This is a genomic window from Colwellia sp. SU-HH01172 (genome assembly GCF_057553355.1).
In genome coordinates this window covers 118341-138730 of the sequence record NZ_BAAJMB010000004.1, presented here as the reverse complement: position 1 = coordinate 138730, position 20390 = coordinate 118341, and the positions used below count along the sequence as shown (strand labels likewise).

The 20390-nt window shown below is 39.9% G+C and carries 17 protein-coding genes; 3 read left to right on the top strand and 14 right to left on the bottom strand.

All coding sequences use genetic code 11. The features are described 5' to 3' along the window. Positions 1 to 21: 21 nt before the first annotated feature. The 4 genes from glmM to rlmE form a co-directional block, all read right to left on the bottom strand. The gene (glmM, locus tag AC27JP_RS12085; RefSeq protein ID WP_487115402.1) at positions 22 to 1359 is read right to left on the bottom strand and encodes a phosphoglucosamine mutase; all 1338 of its coding nucleotides are present in this window, start codon (positions 1357 to 1359) and stop codon (positions 22 to 24) included. A gap of 68 nt (positions 1360 to 1427) precedes the next feature. Further along, positions 1428 to 2207, bottom strand: coding sequence for a dihydropteroate synthase (gene folP / locus AC27JP_RS12080; RefSeq protein ID WP_487115968.1), 780 nt, complete (start codon positions 2205 to 2207; stop codon positions 1428 to 1430). Positions 2208 to 2434: 227 nt separating this feature from the next. Next, positions 2435 to 4396: an ATP-dependent zinc metalloprotease FtsH gene (gene ftsH, locus AC27JP_RS12075; protein WP_487115400.1), complete on the bottom strand. Its 1962-nt coding sequence runs from the start codon at positions 4394 to 4396 to the stop codon at positions 2435 to 2437. A gap of 58 nt (positions 4397 to 4454) precedes the next feature. Beyond that, positions 4455 to 5084, bottom strand: coding sequence for a 23S rRNA (uridine(2552)-2'-O)-methyltransferase RlmE (rlmE, locus tag AC27JP_RS12070; RefSeq protein ID WP_487115398.1), 630 nt, complete (start codon positions 5082 to 5084; stop codon positions 4455 to 4457). A 214-nt stretch (positions 5085 to 5298) separates the two neighbouring features. Between rlmE and yhbY the strand changes: the two genes are divergently transcribed. Both yhbY and AC27JP_RS12060 read left to right on the top strand, forming a co-directional pair. Further along, on the top strand, positions 5299 to 5595 hold the full coding sequence (gene yhbY, locus AC27JP_RS12065; RefSeq protein WP_487115396.1) for a ribosome assembly RNA-binding protein YhbY: 297 nt from the start codon (positions 5299 to 5301) through the stop codon (positions 5593 to 5595). Positions 5596 to 5762: 167 nt separating this feature from the next. Further along, positions 5763 to 6107, top strand: a complete 345-nt coding sequence (locus AC27JP_RS12060; RefSeq protein WP_487115394.1) for a rhodanese-like domain-containing protein — start codon at positions 5763 to 5765, stop codon at positions 6105 to 6107. Between the two features lie 65 nt (positions 6108 to 6172). Here AC27JP_RS12060 and greA read toward each other — a convergent pair whose 3' ends face one another. The 9 genes from greA to AC27JP_RS12015 form a co-directional block, all read right to left on the bottom strand. Continuing rightward, positions 6173 to 6649, bottom strand: coding sequence for a transcription elongation factor GreA (greA, locus tag AC27JP_RS12055; RefSeq protein WP_487115392.1), 477 nt, complete (start codon positions 6647 to 6649; stop codon positions 6173 to 6175). 146 nt (positions 6650 to 6795) lie between these two features. Further along, entirely contained in the window at positions 6796 to 10014 is a 3219-nt protein-coding gene (carB, locus tag AC27JP_RS12050; RefSeq protein ID WP_487115390.1) for a carbamoyl-phosphate synthase large subunit, read from the bottom strand. Between the two features lie 29 nt (positions 10015 to 10043). Then, positions 10044 to 11177 (bottom strand): glutamine-hydrolyzing carbamoyl-phosphate synthase small subunit, encoded by a 1134-nt coding sequence (carA, locus tag AC27JP_RS12045; protein WP_487115388.1) that lies wholly within the window; start codon positions 11175 to 11177, stop codon positions 10044 to 10046. A 299-nt stretch (positions 11178 to 11476) separates the two neighbouring features. Beyond that, complete coding sequence (dapB, locus tag AC27JP_RS12040) at positions 11477 to 12283, bottom strand: 4-hydroxy-tetrahydrodipicolinate reductase (RefSeq protein ID WP_487115386.1); 807 nt, start codon at positions 12281 to 12283, stop codon at positions 11477 to 11479. Positions 12284 to 12295: 12 nt separating this feature from the next. Continuing rightward, the gene (locus AC27JP_RS12035; RefSeq protein ID WP_487115384.1) at positions 12296 to 12718 is read right to left on the bottom strand and encodes a hypothetical protein; all 423 of its coding nucleotides are present in this window, start codon (positions 12716 to 12718) and stop codon (positions 12296 to 12298) included. A gap of 88 nt (positions 12719 to 12806) precedes the next feature. Beyond that, positions 12807 to 13430, bottom strand: coding sequence for a BamJ family beta-barrel-assembly machinery protein (gene bamJ / locus AC27JP_RS12030; protein ID WP_487115382.1), 624 nt, complete (start codon positions 13428 to 13430; stop codon positions 12807 to 12809). A 151-nt stretch (positions 13431 to 13581) separates the two neighbouring features. After that, positions 13582 to 14574, bottom strand: a complete 993-nt coding sequence (locus tag AC27JP_RS12025) for a ketopantoate reductase family protein (RefSeq protein ID WP_487115380.1) — start codon at positions 14572 to 14574, stop codon at positions 13582 to 13584. A gap of 423 nt (positions 14575 to 14997) precedes the next feature. Continuing rightward, the gene (locus tag AC27JP_RS12020; protein WP_487115378.1) at positions 14998 to 15648 is read right to left on the bottom strand and encodes a DsbA family protein; all 651 of its coding nucleotides are present in this window, start codon (positions 15646 to 15648) and stop codon (positions 14998 to 15000) included. Between the two features lie 7 nt (positions 15649 to 15655). After that, on the bottom strand, positions 15656 to 16096 hold the full coding sequence (locus AC27JP_RS12015; protein ID WP_487115376.1) for a disulfide bond formation protein B: 441 nt from the start codon (positions 16094 to 16096) through the stop codon (positions 15656 to 15658). A 339-nt stretch (positions 16097 to 16435) separates the two neighbouring features. Here AC27JP_RS12015 and AC27JP_RS12010 point away from each other — a divergent pair, with 339 nt between their 5' ends. After that, positions 16436 to 17785 carry a Na+/H+ antiporter NhaC family protein gene (locus AC27JP_RS12010; RefSeq protein ID WP_487115374.1) on the top strand — a complete coding sequence of 450 codons (1350 nt, stop codon included), beginning with the start codon at positions 16436 to 16438 and terminating at the stop codon, positions 17783 to 17785. Between the two features lie 84 nt (positions 17786 to 17869). Here the strand turns inward: AC27JP_RS12010 and AC27JP_RS12005 are convergent, their stop codons facing one another. Continuing rightward, positions 17870 to 20386: an ABC transporter permease gene (locus tag AC27JP_RS12005; protein ID WP_487115372.1), complete on the bottom strand. Its 2517-nt coding sequence runs from the start codon at positions 20384 to 20386 to the stop codon at positions 17870 to 17872. Positions 20387 to 20390: the final 4 nt, after the last annotated feature.

The window sequence follows — 20390 nt, the reverse complement described above, 5'->3', positions numbered from 1 at the left end:
AAATCAGTCAAATTATTGTTATCAACACGCTAGCTTAACAGCATCAGCAATTTCATTGGCTAATGCGGTAACTTCATCATGTTCTGGCCCTTCAACCATGACACGAATAAGCGGCTCTGTGCCCGATTTTCTTAAAAGTACACGACCGCGACCAGTAAGCTTTTCGTTGACTTGATGAACAGCAGATACCACTGCTTGATTTACAAGCGGGTCACTATCACCGGTAAAGCGCACATTTACCAGAACTTGAGGTAATTTTTTCATGCCTTGTCGTAATTCAAATAAGGTTTTACCGGTATTACATACAGCAGTTAAGACATTCAGCGCGGCAATAATGCCATCACCTGTTGAGGTATGCTTTAAGTTAATCACATGGCCTGAGTTTTCTGCACCTAGCTGCCAGCCCTTTTGCTTCAGCATTTCCATGACATATCGGTCCCCTACTTTACTGCGCGCAAAAGGTACGCCCATATCAGCAAGTGCAAGCTCTAAGCCCATGTTACTCATTAATGTGCCGACAACACCGCCACGAATACTGCCGCTTTGTAAATCGTTGCAAGCAATAACATAAACACATTCATCACCGTCCAGAATATACCCAGAGTGATCAACCATCATTAAGCGATCACCATCACCGTCAAGTGCAATACCAAAATCAGCATTATGCTCAAGCACTGCGGCACTAATAGCGGCCATTGAGGTAGCGCCACATTCATGGTTAATATTAGTACCATTAGGCGAAGTGCCAATTTCAATGACTTCAGCACCTAATTCCCGAAAAACATTAGGGGCAATATGATAAGTCGCGCCATGTGCACAATCCACCACCATTTTCATGCCCTTTAATGAATACTGGCTTGGAAAGTTACTTTTACAAAACTCGATATAACGACCCGCTGCATCATCAATACGATTAGCTTTTCCTAAATGAGCTGACTCAACACAGCCCATCTCTTTATCCAATTCTGCTTCAATCGCTAACTCAACCTCATCGGGCAACTTCTGACCATCTTGCGAGAAAAATTTAATACCATTATCGTAGAAAGGGTTATGTGAAGCGCTGATGACAATGCCCGCTTCGGCACGAAAAGTTTTCGTTAAGTAAGCAATACCGGGAGTTGGCATAGGTCCTAACAAACCAATATCAATACCTGCTGCCGAAAAACCGGCTTCTAATGCTGATTCCAGCATATAACCAGAAATTCGAGTATCTTTGCCAATTAATACTTTTTTAGTGCCTTGTGCCGCTAAAACACGTCCTGCGGCATAACCTAACTTCATGACAAATTGTGGGGTAATTGGGTATTGCCCGACTAAACCACGTACTCCATCGGTACCGAAATATCTTCTTTCTGACATTATTATCTCCATTGCGCTATGCGCTTTGCCATTGGCATTTTTAATGTATATAACTTTTGCCTAACTGATTATTGATTATCAGCGACGGCTTTTAATATGGTTAATGCGTCCACGGTTTCTTCAACATCGTGAACGCGAATAATTTGTGCACCTTGCTGTGCGGCGATAATTGCTGCACTTAAGCTACCTGCGAGACGTTGCTTAACGTCTCGATTTAATAAGTTACCTATCATAGATTTACGTGAGATGCCGGCAAGTATTGGACACTTTAATTTAGCAAACGCGGATAGGTTCGCTAGTAAATGAAAGTTTTGCTCTAAAGTTTTTCCAAAACCAAAACCGGGATCGAGTATTAATCGTTCGCGAGCAATCCCCGCATCGATACAAGCTTGTATACGTTGTTCAAAGAATAAAACAATATCATCAATAACGTTATCGTAACTCGGCTCATTTTGCATGGTTCGAGGTAAACCTTGCATATGCATTAAACAAATTGGAACATCAGAGTTTGCTAATATGGCTAAACAATCTTTATTTTGCAGTGCTCGCACATCGTTAATCAGATCAGCACCATTTTCGATAGCGGCTTTCATCACTACAGCTTTACTGGTATCAATTGACACCAAAACATCAAATTTCTGCTTAATGGCTTTTAATACCGGAATAACACGTTCAAGCTCATCGGCTTCGCTAACTTCTTCAGCGCCTGGACGAGTCGACTCACCGCCAATATCAATAATTGTCGCTCCAGCGGCTATCATATCTTCAGCTTGGCTAAGCGCAGTTTGCAAATGGGTAAATTTACCACCATCAGAGAAAGAATCAGGTGTGACATTAAGGATCCCCATCACTTGTGGTGATGATAAATCTAATGTTGAGTTGGGAAAGTTAAGCTGTTTAACCACAATATTCTCATTATTAACTTACGCTTATAAACTCGAATCTATATAAGCTAGAGCGCTATTATTTAACGTTTACAAGCTTAGTTAAACTCATAAATGTTAAATAATATAAAGCCCCAAGGTGTTAAATCAATTGACTTAGACCATTGAGGCTTTAGATTTTACTGAACTAATTACTTAGCTGGAATATCTGAAGTATCATTTGAGCTTGATGGCTCAGAAGATTCCTTCTTTTCACTATCAACTTTTGATGATGGCTTACTTGAATCGGCATTATTGTCTGAACTGTCATCAGAGCCGGCTGCACCAAAATCAGCAGGTGGACGAACCTTAGTGCGATTCATTAAGTCATCAACTTGCAATGCATCAATGGTTTCATATTCCATTAAAGCATCTTTCATGGCGTGTAAAATATCTTCATTCTCTTTTAATATTTTAGCGGCACGCTCATAGTTGCGGTTAACAAAGGCTCTAATTTCTTCATCAATAGCATGTGCAGTATCGTCTGACATATTTAACGATTTAGAAGAAGTACGACCTAAGAAAACTTCACCTTCTTCCTCAGCGAATAACATAGGGCCCATTTTTTCAGAGAAACCCCATTGCGTGACCATTTTACGGGCAAGTTGTGTCGCACGCTCAATATCGTTTGAAGCACCCGTTGACACTTTTTCGAAGCCGTAAATCATTTCTTCAGCAATACGACCACCGTAAAGTGATGAAATGTTACTTTCTAAATGTTGTTTACTATGGCTGAATCGGTCTTGCTCTGGCAAATACATAGTAACACCCAAAGCACGACCACGAGGCATAATACTCACCTTATACACTGGGTCATGATCTGGTACTAAACGACCAACAATGGCGTGACCTGCTTCATGATAAGCAGTCATTTCTTTCTCAGCTTCATCCATCACCATTGAACGACGTTCTGAGCCCATCATAATTTTATCTTTAGCTTTTTCAAATTCAGCCATGCCGACAACACGACGTGCTGAACGCGCAGCGAAAAGTGCAGCTTCGTTAACTAAGTTAGCTAAATCAGCGCCTGAAAAGCCTGGTGTACCACGAGCAATAACTGATGGTTTAACATCATCTCCTAACGGCACTTTACGCATGTGTACTTTAAGAATTTGTTCACGACCACGAATATCAGGTAAACCTACGGTTACTTGACGGTCAAAACGACCTGGACGTAATAACGCTGGGTCTAACACATCAGGACGGTTAGTTGCGGCAATAACAATAACACCTTCATTACCTTCAAAACCATCCATTTCAACTAGCATTTGGTTAAGGGTTTGTTCACGCTCATCATGGCCACCGCCCATACCTGCGCCACGTTGGCGACCTACGGCATCGATTTCATCAATAAAGATAATACAAGGTGCAGATTTTTTCGCTTGTTCGAACATATCTCGTACACGCGATGCACCAACACCAACAAACATTTCAACAAAGTCTGAACCGGAAATAGTAAAGAAAGGTACCTTAGCTTCACCAGCAATGGCTTTAGCTAATAACGTTTTACCTGTACCAGGTTGACCAACCATTAAAACACCCGATGGAATACGTCCACCGAGTTTTTGAAAGCGTGATGGGTCTTTTAGATAATCAACTAATTCTGAAACTTCTTCTTTTGCTTCATCACAACCGGCAACGTCAGCAAAAGTCGTTTTAATTTGGTCTTCACTTAATAAACGCGCTTTTGATTTACCAAAGCTCATCGCGCCCTTACCGCCACCACCTTGCATTTGACGCATGAAGAATATCCATACACCAATTAGCAGTATCATCGGGAACCACGAAATAAATATCGAGGTAAGCAGGCTTGGCTCTTCTGGTAATTCACCAGAAGCGTTAACACCTTGCTTAACTAAATCGTTGATTAAATCACGATCATAACCGCCAGGGATAACCGTAACAAAGTTTTCACCACTACGTTTAATACCATTGATAACGCCATTTCTATCAACGTCAACTTCGCGAATTTGTCCTTGACGTACGTCTTGGATAAATTTCGTGTAATCTACTTGTTGTTCATTGTCGCTGCCAGGGGTAAAGCTCTGGAAAACAGACATTAATACAACTGCAATAACTAACCATAAAATAAGATTTTTTGCCATATCGCTCAACTTAATGACCTCTTGCTAATGTTCAAAATGGTGCGATGAAATAATTCCATCTAATTTACTACAATTTAAAGCCGGTAGCCACAAGATAAACTTCACGAGAACGAGCACGTGACGATTCTGGCTTGCGAGTTTTAACGGTTTTAAATGCGGCTCGAGCATCTTTCATAAATTGCTCAAAGCCTTCTCCTTGGAACACTTTCACAACAAAAGCGCCATTTTTCTTTAGTACTTGATTACACATATCTAGCGCTAACTCCACTAAATACATGCTTCGCGCCGCGTCTGCAGCATCATTACCGGTAAAATTTGCTGCCATATCTGACATCACAACATCAATATTTTTACCATTAATTCGACTCAACAATGCATCCAATACTGCCTCTTCACGAAAATCGCCTTGTAGGAAATCAACGCCGGCAATTGGATCCATTGATAAAATATCACAGGCGACCACTTGGCCTTTATCACCAACCGCCTTTTTTGCATATTCTGACCAACCACCTGGCGCAGCACCTAAATCTACTACCTTCATGCCAGGTTTAATGAGTTTGTCTTTTTTATTTATCTCTTCAAGTTTAAAAACAGCACGCGAGCGAAGCCCTAATTTTTGCGCTTTTTTAACGTATTCATCATCAAAATGCTCTTGTAACCATCGAGCACTGCTGACACTGACCTTCTTTTTACTCATTTATACCACTTATATAATCGTGCTGTTTAAGGCTTTATAAACCTAGTTCCATACCTAATCTATTGTTATTCATTAAGATAAACGCCTGCATCTTAACTTAAATGACCAATAATAGAACATTAAAAAGGTATCACTTTGTAAACAATATTAGTATTACAAACTAGATGGAGGTAAAATAGTGATAATTCAAGCTAACATGTAACGAAAATTGTTAATGACTCTAAATAAAAAACAAATTCAATATTTAAAAGGCTTAGCACATAGCCTTAAACCTGTTGTTTTACTTGGCAATAACGGCCTAACCGAAGCAGTAGTTGCGGAAATAGATTTCGCTTTAAATCATCACGAATTAATCAAAGTTAAGATTCCAACGGATGATCGTGAAACCAAAGCCCTTATTGTTGAAGCGATTTGTCGCGAAACACAGTCAACAAAAGTACAAGTGATTGGTAAAACCTTAATTATCTTCCGTCAAACTGAAGAAAAGAAAATTCGCATTCCAAAAATTTAATTCATGCTAAATTTTTTTGATTTAAGAAAAGGGCTAAGGCCCTTTTTTTGTGTGTCTAATTTATGTCGGAGCTATTTAAAATCGCTACATTAGAAAAAACTAATATACAATAAATTTCCCTTGGCATAGAATGCTCAGCATAATATAAATTATCAAAAGGTTCAGTTATGATTTTATCAGTACCAGAATTAGTTGCACTGGCGAAAAAGTCGGTGCAGTGTATTAGCGCAGAGCAAGCATTTAAAAATAAAAGCGCGATATTTATTGATGTCAGAGAGCCCGCAGAGTGTTCAGCTTCTGCTATTGATAATTCAATTCAAATTCCACGCGGTGTCTTAGAGATGAATATTGCCAAACATTGTCCAAATGCGGATATGGAAATTTATCTCCATTGTGCTTCCGGTGGTCGCGCAGCCCTAGCCGCCGAACAACTCCTGCGCATAGGCTATAAAAATGTTAAGGCTATAAGCTGCAAGCATGACGACGTATGTCAGGCACAAAAAAACCAGTAGCTTATTTTACTACTGGTTTTTAAATTAATACTGCAAAGGAATTTCCCCTTTGCAGTAACAAATAACTAAATATGCTCTACAGAAACAATTTCATACTCAACAATGCCACCTGGGGTGGTAATTTCTATTTCAGTATCAACTTCTTTACCAATTAAACCGCGAGCGATAGGCGAGTTAAGTGAAATTCGGCCGGTTTTGAAGTCAGCTTCATCATCACCGACAATTTTATAAGTCACTTCAACTTCAGTATCAATGTTTAACAAGGTAACTGTAGCACCGAAGATCACTTTACCAGTGTTCGGTATTTTCGTCACGTCAATCACTTGTGCATTACATAAACGACCTTCGATATCTTGAATACGCCCTTCACAAAACCCTTGCTCTTCTTTCGCAGCATGGTATTCGGCATTTTCTTTTAAGTCGCCATGTTCACGGGCATCAGCTATGTCTTTGACAATACGTGGACGTTTTTCTGTTTTTAAAAATTTTAATTCTTCTTTTAACTGCTCAGCACCAAGAAGTGTCATCGGATATTTTGTCATTTTACTCTTCTTTCTATAACAAGAAAGGCGGCTTACCTATTTCTATTAATAGAAGGTAACCACCTTTATAAAATAATTCGCTTAAATGAAATTTAAAAATGAATTTGCTGTTTTGTCATCCTAACAAATTCATTATTCAAATAACATTATTTACAACGTTTATGTAACTCTTGAATCGAGGTTACAATATTACGGTCATCTGCGGCGTGCGCCTGACAAGCAGCAAATGCAGCGTTCAATGTTGTAGTATATGCGACTTTGTATCGTAAAGCACCACCACGTAACACTTTAGAATCTTCAATCGCTTTACGACCTTCTGTGGTGTTAATGATGTAGTTATACTCGCCATTTTTGATTCTATCAAGAATATGTGGGCGACCTTCATGTACTTTATTCACTAAACGACAAGGAATGTTTGCTTCACCAAGAATAATGGCAGTACCATGCGTCGCATCAACTTCATAACCTAATGCAACCATTTGTTTAGCCAATTCAACAACTCGCTCTTTATCACTGTTACGAACAGAAATTAATGCGCGGCCGTCTTTTGGTACTGAAACGCCAGCACCTAAGTTAGCTTTAGCGTAAGCTTCTTCAAAGGTATCTCCTACGCCCATGACTTCACCTGTTGAACGCATTTCTGGGCCAACTAATGGGTCACTACCGTGGAACTTGTTAAATGGAATAACCACTTCTTTAACAGAAAAGTACGGTGGAATAGTTTCTTTTACAATACCTTGCTCTTTCAGTGACTTACCAGCCATGACTCGAGCGCCAACTTTAGCTAAAGGCACAGCCGTTGCTTTTGAAACAAATGGAATGGTACGCGCAGCACGTGGGTTTACTTCAATTAAATAAACTTTACCGTCTTTAACCGCCATTTGCGTATTCATTAAGCCGTTAACACCGAGCTCAAATGCAAGATCTGTCACTTGTTTACGCATCACATCTTGTACTTCTTGGCTTAAGCTGTAGGCCGGAAGTGAACAGGCTGAGTCACCCGAGTGAACACCAGCCTGTTCGATATGTTGCATAATACCGCCAACAACCACATCAGTACCGTCACACACCACATCAATATCAACTTCAATGGCATCATCAAGAAAGTGATCAAGTAATACTGGTGAATCATTAGAAACACTTACCGCTTCCGTCATATAACGACGCAAATCATCCATGTCATAAACGATTTCCATTGCACGCCCACCTAAAACATAAGATGGGCGAACCACTAATGGGAAACCAATCGCTTCTGCTTTCGCCATGGCTTCATCTAGTGAAGTGACGGTCGCATTTTCAGGTTGTAATAAACCTAAACGGTCAACCGCTTGTTGGAAACGTTCACGGTCTTCTGCACGGTCGATGGCATCTGGTGAAGTACCAATAATTGGCACACCAGCAGCTTCTAAGGCACGAGCTAATTTAAGCGGTGTTTGACCACCGTATTGCACGATAACGCCTTTTGGTTTTTCGATACGAACAATTTCAAGAACATCTTCAAAAGTGATTGATTCGAAATATAAGCGATCAGAGGTATCGTAATCAGTTGAAACCGTTTCAGGGTTACAGTTAACCATAATGGTTTCGTAACCGTCTTCACGTAATGCTAAGGCGGCATGTACACAACAGTAATCGAATTCAATACCTTGACCGATACGGTTAGGGCCACCACCTAAGATCATGATTTTATCATTGTCTGTTGGGTTGGCTTCACACTCTTCATCGTAAGTTGAGTACATGTACGCCGTATCTGAGCTAAACTCTGCCGCACAAGTATCAACACGTTTGTATACAGGGAAGATATCAGCGTTGTGACGTTTTTTACGCACTTCAGCTTCAGCAACGCCAATTAGTGCTGCTAAGCGTGAATCAGCAAAACCTTTACGTTTTAGTTTACGTAAGTATTCTGGAGTTAATACTTTTAAACCACCTTCAGCAACTTTCGCTTCTTCTAAAATAATGTCTTCAATTTGAACTAAGAACCAACGGTCAATTTTAGTTAAGCGGAAAATATCATCAACACTTAAGCCTAAGCGGAAAGCATCAGCTACGTACCAAATACGATCTGCACCCGCTTCTTGTAGTTCATGCATGATTTTAGTTTTTGCGCCCGGTTGAGTCACATCAACCATAGGATCAAAACCGCTTACACCTACTTCTAAGCCACGCAGTGCTTTTTGTAATGATTCTTGTTGGTTACGGCCAATTGACATCACTTCGCCAACTGATTTCATTTGTGTGGTTAAACGGTCTTCAGAGCCAGCAAACTTTTCGAAGTTAAAACGAGGGATTTTAGTAACAACATAATCAATCGTTGGTTCGAATGATGCTGGTGTTGCACCGCCAGTAATATCGTTAGTTAATTCATCTAAGGTGTACCCTACTGCAAGTTTTGCAGCAATTTTCGCAATTGGGAAACCTGTTGCTTTTGAAGCAAGTGCTGATGAGCGTGATACACGTGGGTTCATTTCAATAATAACCATACGGCCAGTATCAGGACAAATACCAAACTGAACGTTTGAACCACCCGTTTCAACACCAATTTCACGTAACACCGCAATCGAGGCATTACGCATGATTTGATATTCTTTATCGGTAAGCGTTTGTGCAGGCGCTACTGTGATTGAGTCACCGGTATGAATGCCCATAGGGTCAAAGTTTTCGATTGAACAAATAATGATACAGTTATCATTTTTGTCACGAACCACTTCCATTTCATACTCTTTCCAACCAATTAATGATTCATCAATTAATAACTCAGATGTTGGAGAAAGGTCTAAACCACGAGTACAAATTTCGTCAAACTCTTCACGGTTATAAGCAATACCACCACCTGTGCCACCCATAGTAAACGATGGACGAATAATACAAGGGAAACCGATGCGTGTAGAAGTATCATGTGCTTCAGCAATAGTGTGAACAATTTCAGCACGTGGCGTTTCAAGGCCAATCGCTTTCATTGCTTTGTCGAATCGACTACGGTCTTCCGCTTTATCGATGGCATCAGCCGTTGCGCCAATCATTTCTACGTTAAATTCTTCTAGTACACCTTTAGCTTCAAGCTCTAGTGCACAGTTTAATGCTGTTTGACCGCCCATAGTCGGTAATACTGCACAAGGACGTTCTTTTTCAATAATTTTACGAACAACTTCCCAGTGAATTGGTTCGATGTAAGTTGCATCGGCCATTTCAGGGTCAGTCATGATAGTTGCAGGGTTCGAGTTAACTAGAATAACTCGGTAACCTTCTTCGCGTAATGCTTTACATGCTTGTGCGCCAGAGTAATCAAACTCACATGCTTGACCAATAACAATTGGGCCTGCGCCTAAGATCAAGATACTTTTTAAATCAGTACGTTTTGCCATTTTATAATCTCTCTTCTCTTGTCTAGGAACTAAGCTTTTTTAGCTGCAACGATTAGGTCAATGAAATGATCGAACAATGGTGCTGCATCGGCAGGACCAGGGCTCGCTTCTGGGTGACCTTGAAAACTAAATGCTGGTTTGTCTGTGCGATGGATACCTTGAATTGAACCATCGAATAATGATTTGTGTGTCACCGTTAAGTGCGCAGGCATATTCTCTTCATCTACCGCAAAACCATGGTTTTGCGCCGTGATCATGACAACATTGCGATCGAAGTCTTTAACTGGATGGTTGCCACCATGATGACCAAATTTCATTTTGATGGTTTTAGCGCCACTGGCTAAACCAAGCAACTGATGGCCTAAACAAATACCAAATACTGGAATATCTGTTGTTAAAAATGTTTTAATTGCGGCGATCGCATAGTCACATGGCTCAGGGTCACCAGGGCCGTTTGATAAGAAAATACCGTCAGGGTTTAACGCTAAAACTTCTTCCGCTGAAGTTTGTGCTGGCACAACCGTAAGTTTACAACCACGGTCAACCAACATACGTAGAATATTGCGTTTAGCTCCGAAATCGTAAGCAACCACGTGAAACTCAGACTTTTCAGGTGTAATGTGTCCTTTGCCTAGCTCCCAGCTACCTTCTGTCCATTGGTATGCTTCTTTTGTCGAAACAACTTTTGCCAAGTCCATACCTTTAAGGCCAGGAAATGCTTTTGCTTGCGCTAAAGCTGTTGCCTCTTCTAGGTTATCCCCTGCAAGAATACAGCCGTTTTGAGCACCCTTTTCGCGTAAAATACGGGTTAATTTACGGGTATCGATATCCGCAATACCTAAAATATTTTTAGCTTTTAGGTAATCACTTAAACTTTGTTCGTTTCGAAAATTACTCGCTAATAGCGGTAAGTCACGAATAACTAAACCTTTCGCCCAAATAGTGCTAGATTCTTCATCTTCGCTATTGGTACCTGTGTTACCTATATGTGGATATGTAAGGGTAACAATTTGCTCTGCATAGGAAGGGTCAGTAAGAATTTCTTGGTAGCCGGTCATTGAAGTATTGAATACTACCTCACCAACAGCCGCCCCTTCTGCACCGATAGCGGTGCCCTTAAATACAGTGCCGTCTTCAAGCACTAAAATGGCAGATTTAGTCAATTTAACCTCCGTTAAGAAGAAAGAATATTAAGGGTGAAACAACTAATAACTTCACCATTAATTACAAAAGCGATACGCACAAAAAATGCCAAAAACTCAAACCAGTTCTTCATGAACAGTAAATTTTTGACAAAATCCACTTATTTTACGCTTGAAAGCTTCTTCCGTCTAGCAATAATTGTAAAAACTCTCTATTTTTAACGAAATTGATACAAAGACGCCAAAAACAATACTTATCTATAAGAAATACTTGAAAATACTAACCGTTTAGTCAGGTTTTTATTATTTAAATGGTGCAGTTAATCTTTTAATCCTAAAACATCTTGCATGTCGTAATAACCAGCAGGTGCTTCACTTAACCAAAATGCCGCGCGCATTGCACCTAAAGCAAAAGTCATTCTTGAGCTGGCCTTATGGGTCAATTCTAGTCGTTCACCAATATCAGCAAAGAATGCCGTGTGTTCACCAACAATGTCACCAGCACGTACGGTCGCAAAGCCGATGGTGCTTGAATCTCTTTCAGCAGTGATCCCTTCTCGGCCGTAAACAGCCACTTTATTTAAGTCTCTACCTAAGGTATCAGCAATGACTTGCCCCATTTTCACCGCAGTACCAGACGGCGCATCTTTTTTGAATCTGTGGTGCGCTTCAAAAATTTCTATATCAGTATAGTCGCCAATGGCTTTAGCGGTAATTTCAAGTAACTTAAATAACAGGTTTACGCCAACACTGGTATTTGGCGCCAAAACTAGCGGAATATATTCGCCAGCAGCTTTAATGGTTTCTACTTGTAGATCTGAAAAGCCAGTGGTACCAATCACCAACGCTTTATTATGTTGCTTACACCACTGGATATGCTCGAGTGTCGATTCTATTGAGGTAAAGTCAATTAATACGTCTGCTGCTAATAAAGTTTGATAATCTATCGTCGTTTTTTGACCAATTACACCGATACCTGCGAGCTCACCAAGATCAAAGTTTTCAAACGATGACCCCTGACGAACGCTACCACCAACCAATTCAACCGACTTATGTTCGATTGCAGCTTCGATTAAATTGCGTCCCATACGTCCGCTACAACCTAAAATGGCGACTTTTACTTTCATGACAACTGCTTCCTACTCACTAATATTAAAAGGGGTACTTAACTCTATCGATTGATTAAGCTCTTGCGAAACAACACTAACAATTTTCCATAAACCTTTAACTAAAGCGATATGGTAAAAGGCTGAAAAGTCAGTAAACAAGTCTCCGTCTTGAGAAAAAAACTGCCAATCGATACAGGCTAAAATCAAATCTGAACTCACGTCACTATAACTGGCTTTTGTGCCATTAAATTTATTGATACCTGCATGCGATAAAACTGCAAAGATATCAGAAAATTCGCGTTCAAAATCATTTTCATCACTGATCAGTACCGCTTTATCTGGCGTATGTAATGTACACGGCAATTGATAACAAGATAGTGTTGCGGCAATATCTTGCTGCGTAAATGCGGCAACATACTGACGGAATAACGTTTCGATAATTAATGTATTCATTTAACCGGTCTAACTATTACCTTACTCATATGAGTAAATAAAGCCTATAAAAAAGCCCTCAACTGAGGGCTTTTAAAAAATACGTTAATTAGCTAACAATGGCTAATAACTCTACGTCAAACACTAAGGTTGCGTATGGAGGAATAGCGCCTTGAGAGCCACGCTCACCATATGCTAAGTTATATGGTACGTATAAACGCCATTTTGAACCTTCAGTCATTAACTGTAATGCTTCAGTCCAACCAGCGATAACACCGCCAACTGGGAACTCAGCAGGTTGACCACGGTCAACAGAGCTATCAAAGATATCACCATTGATGAAAGTACCGTGGTAATGCGTACGTACTGTGCTAGCAGCTGTTGGTTTTTCGCCTTCACCTGTTGCTAATACTTCGTACTGTAAACCTGACTCAGTAACTGTTACTTCATCACGCTTAGCATTTTCAGCTAAGAAAGCTTCGCCTTCAGCTGATTTTTCTTTTGCTTCAGCTTGTTCTAGTTCTTGCATCTTTTTAGATACAACACCAAAAGCTTCGTTTAAGTCTTCGTCAGATACTTGGCTAGCTGCATTTGCAATCGCATCAGCTAAACCTGCTTGAACAGCAGATACATCAAAATCTTTAAAAGGATTGTTACGTAATTGGTCACCTAATTGACGACCTACACCGTAACTTACGCGTTGTTCGATAGTTTCGATTTTATTTTCAGACATTATTTAATCTTCACATTAATTGATACGATAAAAATTCGCGCAAGAATAGCATAAAGTTAGCTCGGTCTGTAGTGTTAGCGCAGCGAATTTTGTTATTTATTATAATTTTTTACTTTTTCCGTAGCGTATATAACAACAGCCGCAACCATATTTAATTCAATGCTTGTACATCTAGGTTAGTCACTAACTTTTGATAGCATTGCGTTAACACCGGTGCCGACAAGTTAAGCTCGTCAACTTGTGTCATGGGATATGCGACTAAAATGTCAAATTCTGATTTTTTTCCTGCCGCAATATCACGCTGCATTGATGTTTCACTCGAATCAGGTAAGCGCGAAAGAAACGCTAAGGTTTCCCTAATATGTTTATCACTCAAATTAACCGCTAAGTTACGAGCAATATCAGCGTATTCATTAACAATGCGCTCAAGCAAAAACTCAATATGACTTTGCGAACGAATTTCACCTAAATTAAGTTTTCTTGCTGACGCCAATGCGCCCCATGCTGCAACAAAAATATACTTACGCCACAAGGCTAATTTGATATCGCTGGTTACGCCAACGCTAATACCGGCTAATTTTAAACACTTAGCAATGGCACTTAGTTGCTCTGTTTCAGCATTTTTTCTTGCAAGTACTTGTTTACTAGTTACATCGTCAACATCTTTATCAGTAAAAGCACCTAAAGTGATATGAGACTTAGCTCCGGTATGATGTATAACACCATCGGCGGTTTTCTCGGCAATAATTTTTGCTAAACCACCGATGATATTCTCTTTATCAATACCTTGCTCTTGTATCAATTCAGCAGCATTAACACCATTTAACAATGGGATAATACGAGTTTGTGGTTGAATTAATGGTTTGATTTGCTCAATAGCGCCAGCTAAATGATAAGACTTTACGCAGAGGAAAATAACATCTGCCGATGTGGTTAAACTATCAGAAGTTAAATTTTCAGCGTCAACAACATTAACCTTAGCTAAGTGCACATTACCTTCAATACTCTTAATGGTTAAGCCTGATGTTTGCATTGCATTTAATTGTTGTCCTCGTGCTACAAAGGTAACATTTTCATCATGCTGCGCTAAACGGCCGCCAAAATAACCACCAACGGCTCCACAACCTACGATAACAAAATGCATATTACTTCCTTTACTGTATTTCTATTGCGCGGAAGTTTATCACGCAGAAAAGTAAAATACTCCAATGCTTGAAACAAGCAAAGGAAATAAATTTACAATTTACTCAGCAAGAAAAGGCGATTAAAACAGCGGTTAAAATAACTCATTTAACTATTCGCATAATAGCCATTGCTTGTCACTGCTTTTAAATAGCAAGAAAATAAGGGCGCGATAAGCCTGAGTGAGATATTAACGGAAAGGTGTTATAGGTGATGTGGAGGTTAAGGGTTAAAGCAATGTAACTAAACTATTTAAGCTTCACTATAAAAACATGATGACACATCAATTGTGGCTCGATATATCATCATATAATGTATGAATTGCTTGCAAATTTTTTGCTATGCTTATCGTTAACTTAAACCGGCAGGCAACTGAGTAGGCGTTCTAATAAGCAACGATTATGGCATCTTCAACCATTTTTATTAGCTCTCGATAGCCGAATTGAGTTAATGGTTTTCCATTAACAAAAAACTGCGGTGTCGCACGAACGCCAAGCGTTTTAGCATCAACAACATCTTGAGCAATAACTTCCATGACTTTTTCACTCATCATATCTGTTTGTAATTGCTGTTGATTCAAACTTAACCTTGATAACAACTGCAATGCTAGTTCTGGTTGCGCAGTATGGTGACGTGTCCACCCTTGTTGATTAGCAAATAATAATTCTAGTGCCGGCCAAAACTCACCTTGTAAATGCGCGGCTTCAAGCATAGCGACAACTTTGTCAGCCCCCTTGTGAAAAGGCGTATAACGCATTTCTACTTTTACTTTTCCCGAATATTTTTTAACGATATTATTCACTAACGGATAAAATTGCGCACAGGTTTCACAGGCGGGATCAAAAAACTCAACAATAGTCACCTTGGCATCTGCAGCACCTTTGCTGGGCGAGTCGGCACGACTTACTGCATTGACATTATTGCTCGCTAGTTCATTTTCTTTGTTTTCTTGTTGTGATTGAAATATTGATGTCGCAGCCAAGAAAGCCAAAAACAATATAACCACAGTGCTAATAAATAGTATTTTCTTATTCAAAGTAACCTCATTTAGTTTTAGTGTTAGCGAAAAATAAAAGTATGCCAATAACGGCAAACGTTAATAAAGACATCATTGGCATATTGAGCCAGCCAAAAATATTTAAGTGTGTTTCTGAGCAAGGAATGTCAGCGACACAAGGCTGCGCGCTTTCAGGAATAGCGCCAGCAACCAGTAATACATGAAATAAGGCAACTAAACCGCCAAATAATGTCAGCACGCCAGCATATCGAATGATTTTTCCGTCAAAAGGGAATAATGCTAAAGGAAGCATTAGCACTAAAGGGTACATGGCAATACGTTGATACCAGCATAAAACACATACTGGCAATTTTACTATCTCGCTAAAAAATAGACTCGCCAATGTCGCGATTGTTGCTATTAACCAACAAGCAAAAACCATTAGCCAAGCTGGAGAAGTTCCCTCACTAGGGCTGGTATTTTTCATATAACCTCAATTTATATAACGTCAATTGGTATCACCTTGATGGCAGAGTAGTCCGATTATAATATAGTGAACGCTGTTATTAAAACGTTCTCAATTCAAACTTTAATAAGCATCAATAAAGCCAAGTATTATACTGAGCACTACTCATCAGTAATGTTAGACGCAGGGCTAACCCAAGAAAATTCATTCAACTAAAAGAATTATCAGCAAAACAAACCTCTAGACGTCTAGATTGACAAACGAAGTTAACTCCATATAATGCATTCCTTCATAGACATTCCACAAAAATTCGTTATTGTTTGATTTAGATAAATAATAATAACTAAAAAGACCCCAGCCATGACAACAGAATTATCTGACAAACTTTCTCCCGCATCACCACCAACAAGTAATGCTGAACAAAGCTTAAAAAGCCTGCTTCCGTTCGGTGTATTTCTCGGGCTATTTCTCGGCACAGGTATTGTATTAACTTTACAAGGTGTCGAGTTCGCGTTTTATCAATTACCCGCCAGTATTGCCATCATTCCTGCAATCTTGCTGGCAATCGCCATGGGGCGAGAAACCGTTAATGAAAAAATAGGCCAATTTATTCAAGGCGCTGGCCATCAAAATATTATTACCATGTGTATTATTTACCTGTTGGCGGGCGCCTTTGCCACTGTAGCAAAAGCCACAGGTAGTGTTGATGCCAGTGTCCAACTTGGCTTATCCATATTTCCTGACTACCTGTTATTGCCCGGATTATTTTTAGTGGCTGCCTTTCTTGCTACCGCTATGGGTACTTCAATGGGCACTATTGCCGCTATTGCGCCTATTGCGTTAGGCTTCATTGAATCTTCTGATATCGACCCAAGCGTAATTGCCGGCTGCATTATCTCTGGCGCTATTTTTGGCGACAATTTATCGATTATTTCTGACACCACTATCGCATCGACCCGCAGCCAAGGTGCGCATATGAAAGACAAATTTCGAGTTAATTTTAAATTTGCTGTTCCCGCCGCCTTAATTTGTTTGGCTATTTTCGCCGCCAATGGTGTTACTTTAAATCACCAAGTTAGCCAAGAGCTCGACGTTATTGGCTTCTTACCTTATATCGTTATTTTAGCGTTGGCACTTTCTGGTATGAACGTGTTTATGGTCTTGATTATCGGCATTATTCTAGCGGCGGCAATTGGCATGTTGAACAATGGTTATCAACTGGCGAGTTGGATTAGTGATATCAACAAGGGCTTTGCTGGCATGCAAGACATATTTATTCTGTCTTTATTTATCGGTGGTTTAAGTGAATTGATCAAACGCCAAGGCGGCTTAGCTGCACTAACAACAAGTATTGAACGTTTGACCCGTAAGCTAAGCCCGAATAATAAAAAACGCGCTGCCGGTATTGGTATTGCTTCATTAGCATTTAGTTGTAATTTCTTTACTGCTAACAATACCGTATCAATTATTGTCACCGGTGAAACGGCAAAAGACTTAGCACAAGATGGCGAACTAAGCCCTGCCCACTCGGCAAGTTTATTAGATATTTTCGCCTGTATAAACCAAGGCTTATTACCTTATGGCGCACAAGCATTATTACTTGGTGCGACTTTAAAAATATCACCATTAGAGGTGGCCGCCAACGCCTACTACCCTATGATTTTATTGGTTGTGGCTAGCTTTGCCTTTTGGCGATTGACAAAAAAATAACCTCGTCTTCAAAAACATAAAAAAACGGCGAATTACCTCGCCGTTTTTTATTGCCTTAGTATATAACTAATTCACTATATCCCACTATTCATAGCGCAGTGCCTTAATAGGGTTCTTTCGCGCTACCTTCGCGGCATTTCCACCAACGGTACTCCATGCGATCAACAGTGACAGTAAACCGACCGCAAGACAAATGGGGAGCAACCACCACTCACTCAATCGATAAGGAAAGTTTTCTAACCAGCTTAACATTAGGTAGGCAGCAATTGGCCACGCTAAGATATTGGCAATGGCAACTGGTTTTGAGAATTGCCAAATCAATAAACTCACAATATCTTTAACACTAGCACCCATCACTTTTCTCAAACCGATTTCTTTGGTACGACGCTCAACAGTAAAAGCCGATAAGCCATATAAACCTAAACACGCGATAATAATAGCTAACACAGAGAACACTAAAAATAACTGTGCCGTGGTAACTTCATCATTATATTGCGCTTTCATCATCTCACTAAGAAACTCTAGTTCAATAGGTTGCATCGGCACATTGTTTTTCCAAATGCTTTCAATTTTATTAAGTAAAGAAGATACGTTATTAGTTTTGAAGGTTAAACTCGCAACACCTAACCGTGACGGGTTTAGGGTATAAACCGAAGCCCTGACACCAAACTTAATCGAACGAAAATAAATATCTGGAATAACGCCAATAATAGTTAAGTGCTGCTTACCACGCACTTCGGTGGCAAGTGTTTTACCAATGGCCTGCTCTGCGCTGGTAAAACCGAGCTTTTTCAGTGCTGTTTCATTTAATATTACACTGGCTTTACCTGGCTCTGTGCTATCTTCAGGGACTAAGTTAATTTCATCACTACCATAATTTTCATCAAATAATCGCCCTGCAAGTGGCTGAACTTGATAAGCTTCAAAAAAGCCATAACCCATATTATGATAATTGAATAAAGCTCGGTCGTTTGCAACGCCATCACTGTGAGCTTCTAATAACGTAAAGTAGTTGTTATTTTCATTGTCTTGCGTTGGTGATTCAGAAGAATAAACCACTGAACTAATTTCAGGTAGCGTCAGTAACTCTTGCTTTAAACTGGCGAGATTTTCGCGAGCAGGGCGAATGTTCAACACCAACTTATTGTCACTTTGATAACCAACATCAATGTTATTTGAAAAAACGGTTTGCCCATAAACCACTAAGGTAGAAATCACTAAAATTACCGAAATGGAAAATTGAAAAATCACCAATAAACTACGTAATTTTGTCGAATTTTTTGATTCTACACTTTTGGTGGATTTTAATATTTGACCCGGTAAGAATTTTGATAGATACAAGGCTGGGTAGAGGCCTGAACCGAGTCCAACCACAATCGCAACCAATAGCAATGATAACATCAAGGTAGGATCAGAGAATAAATGCAATTCAAGCGTTTTTCCTAACAACTCATTATATAAAGGTAAGAAAATCTCCACAGCGGCTAAAGCAAATAGTAATGACAGAATAACAATAGCAATCGCTTCACCTAAAAACTGCAAAGCAACTTGGCTACGACTCGCTCCCAAAACCTTACGCATCGCCACTTCTCTTGCCCGCTTACCCGCTTTTGCCGTTGAAAGATTCATGAAATTGATGCAAGCGATGAGCAATACTAAGCCGGCAACCACTACAAAGGTACGGATCATATTGCTGTCCCCCATAGGCGTTAAGTCGCCCATATTACCAGCATGGCGTTTGGCATTTAGGTGTAGCTCAGGCACAGTCATCAGTCGTTGCTGAACAAAATCAGTAACTTTTCGACCTTCTGACTCGTCACCGATTGCATTAGAAAACATTTCAATTAACGGGCTTTCGTTATCCATCCAATAATTAATGCGCTGTTGAAACTGCTCAATACTGGTATTCGCTGCAAGCTTAAAGTAGGTATAAACATTAACACTTGTCCATGTATGCAAAACACCATCATTCTCACCGAAAAGCAGCGGCTGTAAACGAACAATCAGCTCAGTATTTAAATGTGTTGCCTGAGGTAAGTCTTTGATCACACCAGTGATCGCAACTTGCGAGGTATTATTATTGACACAACAAATTGTTAAGGTTTCACCAATAACCTCTGTACGGCCAAAATACTTTAATGCTAAACGCTCAGTAATGATTAAATCCATTGGCTTATTAAAAGATGTTTCTTTCGAACCATGAGCAAAAGGTAAGTCAAAAATAGAAAAGAAACTGCCATCAACCATAGTCGCTTGTTCGGCAAAAGCATCTTCATCTTTGCGTACAGTAATACCGAACTGAATAAAGCGTACGCCAGCTTCTACTTCGTTTTTGGCATAATCTCGAATCGCTGGCATCATGCTTCCGGCAGAGCGCACGGTTTCAAAGACCGCTCGATTAGGCGAAGTGTAAGAGGTATGCATACGCACCAAACGGTCACTATCTTTTAACCAACTATCGAAGCCAGTTTCTTGACGAACAAATAGCATGATCAAAATACAGCTCATTAAACCAACAGCGAGACCAAAAATATTAATCACTGAGAAAATGCCATTTTTGATAATATTGCGCCATGCGGTGATCAAATAATTACGAAACATTAGA